Genomic DNA, 13249 nt, shown 5'->3' on the forward strand with positions numbered 1-13249 from the left:
ACTTTCCAGTGTTGCGTGGATCACCGGAAAGAGGTCGTGCCCGATAGGAGTACCAACCCCCATCGGGCACGACATTTCGGCAGTTGCGGTGAGCTCAGTCGCCCAACCTGATCGGAGCGAGCTCCTCGAACACGTCGCCGGGTCCGGGATTCTCGGTAGGTGCAGCGCCGCCGAGATGGTTGACGACGCCCCATACCGCGTTGATCGCGGTCTGGATCGCGCCCTCGGCCCAGCCGGCAGTCCACGACACGTCGTCTCCGGCGAGGAAGATTCCCCGATGACGCGGTTCGAGATCATTCTGCACGAAGTGAGAGAACAGGCGCTCCTGGTACCGGTAGTGCCCCGGAAGGTTCGCCTTGAACGCACCCATGAAGTCGCGCTCGGTTTCCCACGACAGCGTCACCGGGCTCGAGATGATGTGGCTGCGGAAGTCCACGCCTGGGTAGATCTCTTCGAGAGAGCGCAGCATGATGTTCATGCGCTCGGTGGCGTCGAGCGCCAGCAGCTTCAGCGAATCGTCCGACCAGGTGTACGACAAGCAGATCAGGCCTGGCTTGCCCTCGCCCTGATCGAGCAGGTAGGTGCCGCGACTCATACGGTCGGTCAGTGTCATCGACACCGAATCACGGCCGGTCACGGGGTCCTTGTCCTTCCAGAACGGGCGGTCGACGAGAACGAACACCTTGGTCGAACCCATGTAGTGAGTTCGCTCGATCGCAGTCCAGTGGTCGATCGGGAACAGATCGTCGTCACACCTGATGTTGTTCAGCAGCATCCAACTCTGCACTGTCACAACGGCACTCGCATACGTGCGAATGAAACCTTCGGAGTCCGTCACCGTGACGTTGCCGGGCTCGGTACGCCGGAGTTCGGTGACGCGGGGACGCGTCTCGCCGTCGTTGAGCGAAGCGACCGTAGTACCGGCAGGCCAATGCGCCATGTGCTCCGGGGCGCGGTTCCACAACCGCATCGGCAGTTGCTGCGATCCACCCACGATGCCGCGGTGGTCGTCGTCGGCGGCCGTGATGACCACACGAAGGATTTCGAGGATCGAGTTGGGGTAGTCGGTATCCCAACCACCCGTACCGAATCCGACCTGCCCGAACACTTCCCGCATATGGAAGGACTTGAAGTGCTTCGACGCGGCGAGGAATCCGTAGAACGTCTGGTCGTCGTAGCGCACCACGAGGTCGTTCCAGATCCGCTTGATCTCTGCGGTGTCGCGGTCACGAATGGCCTGCTGCAACGGAATCAGATCGGCGTGCTCTTCGAGAGTGCGCTGCCAGGCCTGCGCCACCTCGGTGTAGATCGGCGGCAGATCCTCGAGAGTGTGCGCGTAGTGGCTCTCACCCTTGAGATCGATGACCGTGCTCGGCGTGACCTCGGCAAGGGGATTGGGGAACTCCTCGGTCTGCAGACCCAGTTCGTTCAGGTAGTGGAACAACGTCGTCGACGACGGTGGGAAACGCATTGCGCCCATCTCGGCGACAACCCCGGGGTGCCCGTCGAACTCGACCGACCGCATCCGGCCACCGATCTGATCAGCTTCGTAGACAATCGGTTTGAGACCGACCTTGAGCAACTCGTAGGCCGCGATCATGCCGGAGAGTCCACCACCGATCACGGCAACTTCTGTACCCAGTGCCAGATCGGGCACCGAGCCGAGTCCCGCCGGACTGGAAACGTAGTCGTCGTACGGGAACGGAAAATCCGGCCCGAACATCGTGAGGGGCGGCTGCTTGCCGGGTTCCGAGGAACTGTCCGGAGCTACTGGGATGGTCATCTACGGTTCTCCTTGGAGACAGTCGTGACAGAAAGGTCTGGATACAGATCGAGGCGTCGATCGTCGAGATGCGTGTTGAGGGTGCGCGATTGCGAGACGCTGGCGGCGGCGATATCCGCGAAGAGCAATTCCTGGCCGCCCTCTGCCCGCGCCAACTCGGCACCGTCGGGTGCGATGGCGCACGAGAGACCGCAGTAGGTCAGCTCGGTTTCGGCGCCACAGCGATTGACGTAGGTGACAAACATCTGACTCTCGTATGCGCGGGCCGGAACCACTTGCTGCGCAATGTGTTCGTACGGAGTCATCAACCCCGTCGGCACGATGAGCCATTCGGTACCGGCGTCGGCATGGGCCCGAACCGCTTCCGGAAATTCCACGTCGTAGCAGATCAACAATCCGCAGCGGATGCCCTCGAAGTCGAACCCGATCACCAGGGTCTCACCTGGCCGGAAATGTTCGCGGTCGAGCGTGCCGAACAGGTGTGTCTTGCGGTAGTGCGCAAGCGAAGTGCCATCGCGGTCCACCACCTGCACGCTGTTGTAGACGTCTCCCCCGTCGAGTTCGGGGTAGCCGTAGACGACGGCGATGCCTGCACTTCGAGCAATCTCGGCGACGGAATCGAAGATAGGGCCGTCGGCCGGTTCCGCGCGCAGCGACACCAGTTCGCCGATGTCGTAGCCGGTTGCGGACATCTCCGGCGTCAGCAGGATCTTCGCACCGGATGCCGCAGCCTCGCGGGCAGCGGTGTCGATTGCAGCGAGGTTGAACTCCACCGACGCAAAGGTGTCCGGGGTGGTGAGCGGACCTTGGAACAGGCCAACTCGAACTGAATCGACATGCATGGTGCGCTCCTTCAGGAGTTCCGTGACGCCAATTTTCGACGGTGTGTGTGACGGGGACAACTACCAGCGTGACGGGTGCCGCCAATCATGTCAACTCTTGTTTCCTAAGAATCAACATTCACAGATTCGGGTCTCACGAAGGCGACGCGCGTGGCCCTTCCGGCAATGCCGGATTCAAGACCCACAGAACCTTCGCCAGAACCGAGCCTTCGGCCTGAAAACTATGGTTGTGCGTCGGCGTGAATGTGAAGGAATCGCCCGCCGCAAGCACGACGTCCTCGGCATCGACGGCCTCACCGTTCGGATCCGTCCGACCGCCCTCGAACGAGACCCGCAAGCCGCCCTCCAGCACGTGCACGAAGTTCACGTCGATCGGCAGACTGTAGAACTCCTGACCACTTCCGCCGCCTGGTTCCAGCTCGCCGAGCAGCACCTGAATTCGACGCTCGTTGGTAGGCGTGAGCAGGTACTCCGTCATCTTTTCGCCGCCGAAGCTGATTTGCGGCATGGCGTCGGCGCGGACTACTTCACCGGCGGACGCATTCTCGAACAGGGATCCGACGGGGATCTCGAGCACCGCGCACACCTTGATCAGGGTCGCCACCGACGCGTTGACGTGATCGCGCTCGAGTTTCGAGAGATACCCCTTGGTCACACCACAGGCCTCGGCCAGGTCGTCGAGGGTCAACCGCTTCGATTGACGTGCCGCCTTGAGCCTCGCCCCGATGCGCGGTCCGACCGGCTCGACCGCTTCCTTCGCCTTGGCCACTGAACCCACTCCTTCACGACCACCGTGTCCCTTTCAGGAAACAGGGGTTGACAACCGAGCCTCTTGAAGAAACCATACTTGCTCAGAGAGCTACATCACTGAAGGGCGCCCGGTGTGCGCCGAATCGAGAGCAGGGACCTCTGCACATGGCTACCAACAACCCCGGATCGTTCATCGGACCCGTCGACGCCACGCGCGTCCCCCGCTACGCCGAGCCGACCACTTTTGCGCGTCTGCCGCGCCTCGACGAGGTCTCGCGCGCCGACGTGACAATCCTCGGCATCCCCTTCGATTCGGGTGTCAGCTACCGACCCGGCGCTCGGTTCGGTCCGGGGCACATCCGCGCTGCGTCGAAGCTGCTGCGTCCGTACAACCCCGCGCTCAAGGTCTCCCCCTTCGCCAACCAGCAGGTAGCCGATTTCGGCGACATCGGAGTCAACCCCTTCGACATTCAGGAAGCTCTCACGACGGTTCAGTCCGCCGTCACCGACCTGCGCGCCGACGGTTCCTCTGTGCTCACGCTCGGCGGCGACCACACCATCGCACTTCCGATCCTGCGTTCACTGGCCCGCGATCACGGCCCGATCGCCGTCCTGCACTTCGACGCTCACCTCGACACCTGGGACACCTACTTCGGTCAGCCTTTCACCCACGGCACCCCCTTCCGCCGCGCCAGCGAAGAAGGCCTGATCGACATGGAGCGTTCGCAGCACATCGGCATCCGTGGACCGCTCTACAGCGAGAAAGACCTCGAAGACGACCGCGTCCTCGGCTTCCAGGTGATCCGCAGTGACGACTACGAGGTCGACGGCGTCGCCAGCATCGTCGAGCGCATGCGTAAGCGCCTCGACGGTGGCCCGGTGTACGTCTCCGTCGACATCGACGTGCTCGATCCCGCCCACGCTCCGGGTACTGGAACACCCGAAGCGGGCGGCATGACCTCTCGCGAATTGTTGAACACACTGCGCGGGTTGGTGGGACTCAACGTGGTCGGCGCCGACATCGTCGAGGTAGCGCCGGCGTACGACCACGCCGAGATCACCGGTATCGCAGCGGCTCACGTCGCTTACGAGTTGCTGTCGGTGCTCGCACTCAATCGCTGAAGCAGCACAACGGTATCCGTCGTGTGATGCATCTCGGGGTTCGCGGGAAGATCACGTTCCCGCGACTCCGAGACCAACACCTTCCAACCATCGGTGAACAGCGACTCCACGTATTCGGGTGTATGGAGCATGGCCCGATGATGCTCGGTCGGCGACTCGTGTGGCGAGTGGCCCACGATCAGCAAATGCCCGCCCGGCGCGACCAGATCTCCGAGAGCACGGAACAATTCCCCGCGCGCGGGTTCGAGCATGTGGAAGAACTGCGCGGACACCAGATCGAACGATCGACCCTGCGGATCCCACTTCGTCAGGTCGGCTTCCAGCCATTCGATGTCGACGCCCTCGCCCTCGACGTGAGCCTGGGCGCGACCGAGCGCAACCGACGATATGTCGGTGCCTGTGACCTTCCACCCGCGACGTGCCAACCACAAAGCGTCGGCGCCTTCGCCGCAACCGACGTCGAGTGCAGTGCCCGGTTCGAGGTCGGAGGCTTCGGCAATCAACTGTGGGTTGGGATTTCCGCTCCAGCGCGCGGGACGTTCCTCGTACAGCGAGTTCCAGAACTGTGCGTCCGCCTTGGCGTACGGATTCTCGGTGGTTTCAGAGTTTTCGTGGTGATTGTGGTGTTCGTGGCTCATGCACCCAGGATGAACGACCTTCCACAACTCACGCAACCATCTTTGCCGAAACAGCAACTTCTCCATTTCGACGCTCTGCTAACGTCACGCTTCGTGGCAGGTGGATTTCCTGTGTTTCGTCTCTACTGCAACTCAGAGGGCTCACACGTTTTGTGTTGTGCGCATTTCCCCGAGTTCAGCGGTTCGAACGCGGACGAAGAGTTCACCACCCAGCAGAGTTTCGACCGCACAGTCGAGAAGATGCTGCGCGAAGCGTCCTTCGAACCGACAACCCTGACGTTGGTGGGCGAGCAACAGGGATATCCAGTCGGAGACCACCTGTTCGATGCGACGGTTCCGCGAACCGGCAGCGTCTCCTTTGCCTTTCAAGAAGCCGGACCGCCGTGGATCGTTCTCGGCCTCGATGTTTCTTCTGAAAAATTCTGGTCCGAGATCGACGAAGACGAAGATCTCCTCGCCCTCGGCCCGATCTCTCCGTTGACGTCGGTCCCCGCCGTTGTACTCACTACAACCGGGTGGCCACAGCGAAATGACCTCGACTCGCTTTGAGCCAGACTGGTTCATCACCCCGGTTCTCGTGAAATCGGACAAAAATCCACCCCTTTTTCGTGAAGATCGACCGAGATGCCCGTCACGTCCTACGCCAAGATTTAGCGGTCACACTCGACCGCGCCCTCTCGAACTTCGCTCGGGCCCTGGCTCCTTCACGGAGGCACAATGAAACACCGCTCTTATCCGGCACTTGCAACGGCAGCGGGGCTCGCACTCGTGTTGTCGGCTTGCAGCTCGGGAGGCACGTCCTCGGGCTCCGACGGCGGTGAACCTCTGACAGACGGAACCTTCCGTTATGCGTTGCAAGCCGATCCGGGTGCACTCAACCCGATCATGTCCGGCTCCGCGGCAACCGCTGACATTTCGAGGCTGGCCTACGACTCCCTGGTCTACCAGGACCCGGACACCAGTGAATTCAAACCGTGGTTGGCAGAGAAATGGGAAGAGACGCCGACCTCCGCATCCTTCACCATCCGCGAGGGAGTGACCTGTACCGACGGGTCGACGCTGAACGCGCAGACCGTCGCGAACAACATCAACTTCGTGGCCGATCCGGCCAACGGTTCACAACAACGCGGCACCACGGTCCCCGTAGGCGCTTCGGCCACTGCCGATCCCGCGACCCGCACCATCACGGTCACCACTCCGGCGCCGAGCCCCTTCCTCCTCCTCACGGTCAGTCGCCTCCCGATCATGTGCGACGCCGGACTCGCGGACCCGACCGCCTCGAACAAGAAGTCTCTCGGTTCCGGGATGTTCGAAGTCACCGAAGTCGCCGCCAACGACCACTACACGTTCGAGCGTCGTGACGGCTACAACTGGGGCCCCGACGACACCACCTCCGACACACCAGGTGTCCCCAAGACCGTCATCGCTGTCATGGCACCCAATGTCAGCACCGCCGCAAACCAGCTTCTCTCCGGCGAACTCAACGCATCTCCGATCGCCGGTCCGGACAAGGACCGGATCGAAGCCGCCAATTTCGCCTCGATCAATCGCCCGATGCCGTCCGGTCAGATGTACTTCAACCAGATCGCGACCAATCCCACCAGCGATCCCGCCGTTCGCGAAGCACTCATTCAGGGAGTCAATCTCGACGATCTGGCAGAAGTAATCACTGCCGGCCAGGGCACCCGCGCAACAAGTCTCGTCGGTGTAGAGCCCCGCGCCTGCGTGTACGACTCCGTCACCGGCAACATTCCGGACTACGACGTCAGCGCAGCGAAGGCAACCTTGGACGCGGCAGGCTGGACCGCCGGGTCGGACGGAAAACGAAGCAAAGACGGAAACCCGTTGACACTCCGCCTCTTCTACGCAGGAGGCGAAGAGGCTCGCAGCGCAGCAGCCGAACTCGCTCAATCTGCATGGTCGGATCTCGGCGCAAACGTCGAGGTAACGGGAGCCGACCAGACCAAAGTTGTCGACGTCATGCTCAGCGGTAAAGACAACAATCAGTGGGACATCGCATGGATCCAGATCAACAATTCGATTCCCAGCGGGTTCACCCCGTTCTTCACCGGACCTGCTCCGGCAGCCGGTAAGAACTTCTCTTCGATCAACAACCCCGCCTACGAAGCAGCGGTGGCCAAGGCTTCCGCGTTGACCGGCGACGCAGCGTGCGCAGAGTGGGCAGACGCCGAGTCGCAGATCACCAAGACGGTGTCCGCGGTGCCGTTCGCGAATACGAACATGAGCTTCTACTTCAACAAGGCCGGGCTCGCATTCGGTAAGTCCTTCATCGGGTCTGCACTGCGTCTCTACCAGTAGTCCGATCGATCGAAACCCCTGTGGCAACGAGATATGTCAGATCAGTGCGATCTGACGTATCTCGTTGCCACACCTATCGTCTCGTTGTCCAGCTCGACGTAGGTCAGCTGAGGAATCGTGGACGCAAGTTCCGTGAAAGACCACTTCGCAACGTTCTCGAATGACGGACGGAAATCGAAAATCTCCGGCCAGACACCGCTCGCCAATCGCTCGGCGCACCGATCGACGGACTCGTCGAGAGCGTCCGTGTCGACAAACCATCCACGTTCGCCGAGTTGGTCGTCCTCGAACGAGAACCCGACTCGCATCGTCACGCGAAATCCCTCGGCAGGCATCAGCGGCGGCAAATTCTTTGCGTCCCGCACGGGTGCCGGAAGCCGCCGGAAACCCTTGCCTCACAGCGAATGTACGACGGATCTCGATGCTGAACATGACGACCACGGTATCAATGTTCGTCGAGCACAGTTCTACGAGCGAACGAGCCTCGCAATCGCGTCGGTCGCTTCCTTCACCTTTGCCTCCGCCTCGGGACCACCGTCAACGGCAGCTTTGACGACGCAGTGGCTGATGTGGTCCTCGAGCAGCCCCATGGCCACCGCGTGGAGAGCCTTGGTCATCGCCGAAACCTGCGTGAGAATGTCGATGCAGTACTTGTCCTCGTCGACCATGCGCTGCAGGCCGCGGGCTTGACCCTCGATGCGACGCAGGCGCCCTAGGTAGTCGTCCTTGGCGGTGATGTAGCCGTGGGAATCACCCGTGCAGCACACATCGCCGGTCGTATCATTGCCCGGGGCACTGCTTGGAGCGTTGCCCACTTCTGTCGCTTCCGACATTCGATGTCCTCCTGTTCGTCAACGCGTGACTTCGCAACAATTCTCGTTACCGGGGCGATTTGCGGTTACTCTTCGACTTCCGTTGTCTTGCAGAGCAATCACTGCGCACATCGCCACGCATTTCGCTACTGCACGAACAGATGGGTGCATGGTGATCGCCCATGCCCGTTTTCCCGTTGCTGCGAAACTCATTCGGTCTCAGTGCCCGTGGTGCGAGTGGCTCGAGTGTTCGGCCCCAGGCGTGGTCGCATTGTCGGCAGTCAGAGTGAATTCCGCCGTACGCACCACTTCGCCATGTTTGAAGTCCAGGAACAACCGGTAGTCCTCAGCGCTCGGCATGTTGGCGTAGAAGGTGATTGCCGGTCCAGCCGGCGTGACACCGTCACCCGGATGACCATCCGGATGCACATGGAGATAGGCGAGGTCGGAGGCACGCAACGCGACCAGATGCCCGTACGCGGCAAGGTAGGGCTGCAAGTCTGTGACTGGGATTCCGTCACGACTGACCGAGAGCGTGAGCTTCGATGTCTGGCCGGCATGGGCCGCGCCTTCGAGAGAGACGGTATAGCCGTCGACCGTCGTGACGGCAGCAGCGGCGGGCAACGGCCGAGGATCATAGGACCCGGCGACGCGTACATCCGCACTCAGCGTCATTCCGTCACCCCCGTCCGGGGTGAAGTCAGCGAAGACTCGGTAGTCTCCCGCGTGATCGAAATCGACTGACACACGCCAGTTTCCGTTCTCGTCCAATTCGGGATGCACGTGTTGGAATCCGGTCAGGTCCAGACCGACCACGATCAGATGCAACTGCTTGTCGTGGGTGTCGGTGTACCTGGTCAACGGAGTTCCAACCGAATCCAGGATCCGGAACTGCAAGGGGACATGGCTGCCGACGGCCGCCTCCGACGTTGCCAATTCCAGTGTGTAGCCGTTGCCGCTGAACATCTTGCCCTCCAAAGTTTGGGTCGGCAGCACTTCCGTTGCCGTCTGCGTCGGGTTCGACACTCCTTGAATTCGAACCTGTTGCAATTTGTACCATACCCCCCTAGGGTATGCAACGAACTACTCGAACACCCTGAATTCACTCGAAGGAGATCCGATGCGCATCTACGCAGAGCGCCGGCCGAATGAGTTCCAAGAACAGCATTTCCCCGCGCACCTCAACGAAGCGCTGCGCCGATGTCGCCCAGGCCCGCTTTCGACACCCCCTGACCACACGAGCATCATCTATACCCCGTACAGGTAAGGAACTCAGAATGTCCACACAACCGAAATCCACCCGTAAGTGGTGGGCGTTGGCGTTGATCGCCGCCGCTCAGTTCATGGTCATCATGGACACCTCGATCATCGGTGTCGCTCTCCCCCAGATGCAGAGCGATCTCGGCTTTTCCCAGGAAGGCCTGACCTGGGTCTTCAATGCGTACGTCATCGCATTCGGTGGGCTACTCCTCCTCGGCGGCCGCCTGTCCGACCTGTTCGGCGCCCGCAGAGTGTTCTCCGCTGGTTGGCTGATCCTGCTGATCGGTTCCGTTGTCGCCGGTGCCGCCGGTAACGTTGCCGTCGAACTTGCGGGCCGCGCCGTTCAGGGTGCCGGTGCCGCACTCATCGCACCATCGGCGCTCACCTTGCTGATGATGCTGTTCGGCAGCACGCAGAAAGAGATGACCAAGGCGCTGTCCATCTACGGCGCTGCCGCCCCGGCAGGCGGTACGGCCGGAGTGTTCCTCGGCGGCGTCATCACCGAATACACCAGCTGGCCTTGGGTGTTTTACCTCAACATTCCCATCGCCGTCATCGCGCTGATCACTACTCCCCTCCTGATGCCGAACGCACCGGCACGTACCGGGTCGATCGACTTCCTCGGCGCACTCGCTGTCACCGCAGGTCTTGCTGTGGGAGTCTTCGGCATCGTCAGAGCACCTGATGTCGGATGGGGATCCGGGCAGACGTGGCTGGCGCTCGCCGTTTCGGCCGCTCTGTTGGGTGCATTCGTGTTGATCCAGTCCAAGCGTCGGGAACCTCTGGTGCGTCTGGGAATCTTCAAGGCGCCCAACCTCGGTGCCGCGAACATCGCTCAGCTCGTCCTCGGCGCTGCCTGGATACCGATGTGGTTCTTCCTGAACCTGTACCTGCAGCAAGTGCTCGGATACAGCGCCTTCCCGGCCGGTGCGGCGCTGCTGCCGATGACGATCTTCGTCATGCTCGGCATGGTCGTCGTGGCACCACGGGCCATGGCACGCTTCGGTGCAAAAGCGATGATCGTGACCGGATTGCTGGTACTGGGAATCGGTTTGGGTTGGATGTCGTTGATCCGGCCCACCGGCAACTTCTGGGTCGACGTACTGCCGGCGTCGCTCGTGGCTGCGGCAGGTATGACGCTGGCGTTCATTCCCTCACTCGGTACGGCGATTTCGGCTGCACGCCCGGAAGAGGGCGGATTGGCTTCCGGCATCGTCAACGTCAGCTACCAGGTCGGCTCGGCTGTCGGCCTCGCGGTGATGACCGCGATCGCAGCAGTGTTCGGCGCTGATCAACTCGGTGACCTGACGGAGTTGACGAACGGTTTCTCCGCCGTGTTCCTGGGAGCAGCCGCCATCGCAGTGGTGGGCGCAGCAATCACCGCGGTCGTGATGCGGTCGACCAAGGTCGACGATCCTCGAACCGTTCAATCCACCGTCAATTCTTGACCAACTCCGGTGGTGGGTTCGGCCGGCTGTCACCAGCCGAACCCACCACCGGCGGAACCACTTAGGACTCGTTATGTCGCGCCTTGCATCTCTCACACCCGCCACCGCTGTCGGTGCATCTAAAGACCTTCTCGCCGAACTCGTCAACCGTCATGGACAGGTCGGTGACATGGTCGCGGCGATGGCTCATTCGCCCGCCGTACTGGGTGGCTATCTGCAACTCAGCCGGGCAATGAAGCGAGCGAAACTGAGCCGCAAGATCACCGAGCGAATCTCGATCGCCGTGCAGGTCCAGCAAGGTTGCGCTGTTTGCCTCGAAGCCCACGTTGCCGCCGCGCACGCCAACGGCGTCGAGGCGGACGAGATCGAGCGTGCCCGCGCGGGCACGTCCGCCGATCCTGCCATCGCGGCAATGATCGACCTCGGACTTCGCGTCTATCGGGAGCCTGCCTCGATTTCAGACGAACACATCGCGGGCCTTCGAGCGCACGGCTACGGTGATCGCGAGATCGCCGACGTAGTCGGAATCGTCGCCCTCAATGTCCTGACCGGAGCTTTCAATCTTGTCGCGGGAGTGAAACCAGATGAACCGGACCGCTGGGACCGCACCGGAACGGAACAGCATGCGTCTGTTCTTGATTCGCGACTATCGCCTGCTCTTCAGCGCCCAGATCATCGCGCTGTTCGGCACCGGATTGGCGACGGTTGCGCTGGGTCTACTCGCCTACGAACTCGCTGGGCCGAGCGCCGGAGCTGTGCTGGCCACCGCGCTGACGATCAAGATGTCCCTGTACGTCGTGATCGCTCCACTCGCGGCGGCGTACGTCGACCGGTTGCCGAGACGGGCTTTCCTCGTTGCCCTCGACGCCCTTCGTGCAGCGGTCGTGATCGCATTGCCCTTCGTCAGCGAGATCTGGCACATCTACGTGCTGGTAGGCGTTCTCCAAGCTGCGTCGGCAGCGTTCACTCCCACGTTCCAAGCGGTCATCCCTGACGTCGTGACCGACGAGGCCGATTTCACCCGCGCACTGTCGGCATCGCAGGTCGCTTACACGATGGAAAGCCTGCTCAGCCCTGTTCTTGCCGCAGTCGCACTGTCCTTCATGACATTCAACCTGTTGTTCGTCGCCACCTCCGTGGGCTTTGCGGTCTCGGCACTGCTCGTGCTGGCCACCCGAATCCCCAACGCTCGTCGGAGTACTCACCGCAAGGCGTGGGATCGGATCGCGTCGGGGGTGCGAATCTTCGTGACCACACCGCGACTCCGCGGCATCATGGCACTCAATCTCGTGGTGGCAGCAGCCGGTTCGATCGTCGTGGTCAACACCGTCAACTACGTCCGCGACGAGCTCGGTGGAACCCAATCCGACGTGGCGTGGATGCTTGCCGCGTCAGGCACCGGCACGTTGGTGACCGCGCTGCTTCTTCCACGCGTTCTCGACAGAACCGCTGAACGCACCGTGATGACAGCAGGTTCCGTTGTCTTGGTCGTCAGTGCCAGCGCGGCAGCAGCCCTCGCCGTGGCCGGTGTATTCACGTGGATGCTCACTGCCGCAGTGTGGGCACTCGTCGGCGCCGGGATGGCCATGATCGTCACGCCGACCGGAAAAGTACTTCGGCGCTCCGTCGAACCCGCAGGTATACCGGAGGTATTCGCAGCCCAGTTCTCCCTGTCGCACCTTGCCTGGCTTGTCACCTATCCGATCGCCGGATGGGTTGGTTCGAGCGCGGGATTTGCGGTCACTTGGAGCATCCTTGCAGCGCTTGCCGCAGTGGGAGCCGTTGCAGGATTTGCACTTTGGCCTCGGGAGACAGTTGCTGAATTGCCCGTACAAGCGACGTACGAAACCACGCGAGGCGAATGCACCTTGGCGGCCACCCAGTGCGCATGCGCTCGCACCGTCTGATGTCGACGGTCTGCCCGAACCCCGATTGGGCCTCAACGAAAGTGGTGGTGCAGCCATCGCCTGCACCACCACTTTTCGCTCAGCTCACGTCAGCGTACTTCCGCGGATTTGCGTCGAATCGAGGACCACAACCCTTGCAGCAAAACCAGTACCGATTACCTTCGTAGTCACGGAACAGGCCTTCCGCTTCGGCACGCGCCTTTTCGATCACACTGCCGGGCATGACCCGACATTCGACGAGTTCACTACTGCCAGAGTTGAGTAGGTCTTTCCCACCGGTCGGCATCGCCGTACCGACGGTGCCTACAGCGCCATTGGCGTCGGCCTTCGGGGTATTTCCACAGCCACAACTACTCATTGGGATTCCT

At 61.7% G+C, this 13249-nt stretch carries 14 protein-coding genes and 1 pseudogene; 6 read left to right on the top strand and 9 right to left on the bottom strand.

The window, feature by feature from the left end:
- Positions 1-94: 94 nt before the first annotated feature.
- The 3 genes from QM596_RS18655 to QM596_RS18665 all read right to left on the bottom strand — a co-directional run bounded on the left by QM596_RS18655 (position 95) and on the right by QM596_RS18665 (position 3394).
- Complete coding sequence (locus QM596_RS18655; RefSeq protein ID WP_283309632.1) at positions 95-1783, bottom strand: flavin monoamine oxidase family protein; 1689 nt, start codon at positions 1781-1783, stop codon at positions 95-97.
- Positions 1780-2625: a carbon-nitrogen hydrolase family protein gene (locus QM596_RS18660; RefSeq protein WP_256065486.1), complete on the bottom strand. Its 846-nt coding sequence runs from the start codon at positions 2623-2625 to the stop codon at positions 1780-1782. Before QM596_RS18660 ends, QM596_RS18655 begins: the two co-directional genes overlap by 4 nt.
- Positions 2626-2758: 133 nt before the next feature.
- Positions 2759-3394: a helix-turn-helix domain-containing protein gene (locus tag QM596_RS18665; RefSeq protein WP_020968310.1), complete on the bottom strand. Its 636-nt coding sequence runs from the start codon at positions 3392-3394 to the stop codon at positions 2759-2761.
- Positions 3395-3540: 146 nt separating this feature from the next.
- On the opposite strand from QM596_RS18665, the gene speB reads away from it, so the two are divergent.
- Positions 3541-4497, top strand: coding sequence for an agmatinase (gene speB / locus QM596_RS18670; RefSeq protein WP_003941134.1), 957 nt, complete (start codon positions 3541-3543; stop codon positions 4495-4497).
- On the opposite strand, the gene QM596_RS18675 is transcribed toward speB, so the two are convergent.
- The gene (locus QM596_RS18675; protein WP_283309633.1) at positions 4461-5135 is read right to left on the bottom strand and encodes a class I SAM-dependent methyltransferase; all 675 of its coding nucleotides are present in this window, start codon (positions 5133-5135) and stop codon (positions 4461-4463) included. The genes speB and QM596_RS18675 overlap by 37 nt on opposite strands.
- Before the next feature lie 111 nt (positions 5136-5246).
- Between QM596_RS18675 and QM596_RS18680 the strand changes: the two genes are divergently transcribed.
- Both QM596_RS18680 and QM596_RS18685 read left to right on the top strand, forming a co-directional pair.
- Entirely contained in the window at positions 5247-5684 is a 438-nt protein-coding gene (locus QM596_RS18680; RefSeq protein WP_269577553.1) for a hypothetical protein, read from the top strand.
- Positions 5685-5852: 168 nt separating this feature from the next.
- Positions 5853-7454 (top strand): ABC transporter substrate-binding protein, encoded by a 1602-nt coding sequence (locus QM596_RS18685; RefSeq protein ID WP_283309634.1) that lies wholly within the window; start codon positions 5853-5855, stop codon positions 7452-7454.
- Between the two features lie 41 nt (positions 7455-7495).
- On the opposite strand, the gene QM596_RS18690 is transcribed toward QM596_RS18685, so the two are convergent.
- The 3 genes from QM596_RS18690 to QM596_RS18700 form a co-directional block, all read right to left on the bottom strand.
- Positions 7496-7762, bottom strand: a complete 267-nt coding sequence (locus tag QM596_RS18690) for a 6-carboxytetrahydropterin synthase (RefSeq protein WP_223257977.1) — start codon at positions 7760-7762, stop codon at positions 7496-7498.
- Between the two features lie 159 nt (positions 7763-7921).
- Entirely contained in the window at positions 7922-8287 is a 366-nt protein-coding gene (locus QM596_RS18695; RefSeq protein ID WP_020968305.1) for a metal-sensitive transcriptional regulator, read from the bottom strand.
- A gap of 198 nt (positions 8288-8485) precedes the next feature.
- Positions 8486-9292 (bottom strand): DUF8832 domain-containing protein, encoded by an 807-nt coding sequence (locus QM596_RS18700; protein WP_024487558.1) that lies wholly within the window; start codon positions 9290-9292, stop codon positions 8486-8488.
- A gap of 251 nt (positions 9293-9543) precedes the next feature.
- On the opposite strand from QM596_RS18700, the gene QM596_RS18705 reads away from it, so the two are divergent.
- Positions 9544-10974 carry an MFS transporter gene (locus tag QM596_RS18705; RefSeq protein ID WP_283309635.1) on the top strand — a complete coding sequence of 477 codons (1431 nt, stop codon included), beginning with the start codon at positions 9544-9546 and terminating at the stop codon, positions 10972-10974.
- A 232-nt stretch (positions 10975-11206) separates the two neighbouring features.
- Positions 11207-11329 (top strand): annotated as a pseudogene (locus tag QM596_RS18710) (carboxymuconolactone decarboxylase family protein); the annotation flags it as partial.
- A 102-nt stretch (positions 11330-11431) separates the two neighbouring features.
- Here QM596_RS18710 and QM596_RS18715 read toward each other — a convergent pair.
- The gene (locus tag QM596_RS18715) at positions 11432-11599 is read right to left on the bottom strand and encodes a hypothetical protein (protein WP_283309658.1); all 168 of its coding nucleotides are present in this window, start codon (positions 11597-11599) and stop codon (positions 11432-11434) included.
- Here QM596_RS18715 and QM596_RS18720 point away from each other — a divergent pair.
- Positions 11559-12881 (top strand): MFS transporter, encoded by a 1323-nt coding sequence (locus QM596_RS18720; protein ID WP_283309636.1) that lies wholly within the window; start codon positions 11559-11561, stop codon positions 12879-12881. The two genes, QM596_RS18715 and QM596_RS18720, sit on opposite strands and share 41 nt — an antisense overlap.
- 79 nt (positions 12882-12960) lie before the next feature.
- Here the strand turns inward: QM596_RS18720 and QM596_RS18725 are convergent, their stop codons facing one another.
- Positions 12961-13239, bottom strand: coding sequence for a YHS domain-containing protein (locus tag QM596_RS18725; RefSeq protein WP_020968300.1), 279 nt, complete (start codon positions 13237-13239; stop codon positions 12961-12963).
- Positions 13240-13249: the final 10 nt, after the last annotated feature.

The organism is Rhodococcus sp. IEGM 1406, assembly GCF_030056745.1.
In the GTDB taxonomy this organism is placed as follows: Bacteria; Actinomycetota; Actinomycetes; order Mycobacteriales; family Mycobacteriaceae; genus Rhodococcus_F; species Rhodococcus_F erythropolis.

Bases quoted from the DNA above. Each gene is read 5' to 3' on its own strand.
- QM596_RS18660 (WP_256065486.1), bottom strand. From the start codon at position 2,625: ATGCATGTCGATTCAGTTCGAGTTGGCCTGTTCCAAGGTCCGCTCACC.
- QM596_RS18725 (WP_020968300.1), bottom strand. From the start codon at position 13,239: ATGAGTAGTTGTGGCTGTGGAAATACCCCGAAGGCCGACGCCAATGGC.
- QM596_RS18675 (WP_283309633.1), bottom strand. From the start codon at position 5,135: ATGAGCCACGAACACCACAATCACCACGAAAACTCTGAAACCACCGAG.
- speB (WP_003941134.1), top strand. From the start codon at position 3,541: ATGGCTACCAACAACCCCGGATCGTTCATCGGACCCGTCGACGCCACG.
- QM596_RS18705 (WP_283309635.1), top strand. From the start codon at position 9,544: ATGTCCACACAACCGAAATCCACCCGTAAGTGGTGGGCGTTGGCGTTG.
- QM596_RS18655 (WP_283309632.1), bottom strand. From the start codon at position 1,783: ATGACCATCCCAGTAGCTCCGGACAGTTCCTCGGAACCCGGCAAGCAG.
- QM596_RS18690 (WP_223257977.1), bottom strand. From the start codon at position 7,762: ATGCGAGTCGGGTTCTCGTTCGAGGACGACCAACTCGGCGAACGTGGA.
- QM596_RS18720 (WP_283309636.1), top strand. From the start codon at position 11,559: ATGAACCGGACCGCTGGGACCGCACCGGAACGGAACAGCATGCGTCTG.
- QM596_RS18685 (WP_283309634.1), top strand. From the start codon at position 5,853: ATGAAACACCGCTCTTATCCGGCACTTGCAACGGCAGCGGGGCTCGCA.
- QM596_RS18715 (WP_283309658.1), bottom strand. From the start codon at position 11,599: ATGCTGTTCCGTTCCGGTGCGGTCCCAGCGGTCCGGTTCATCTGGTTT.
- QM596_RS18695 (WP_020968305.1), bottom strand. From the start codon at position 8,287: ATGTCGGAAGCGACAGAAGTGGGCAACGCTCCAAGCAGTGCCCCGGGC.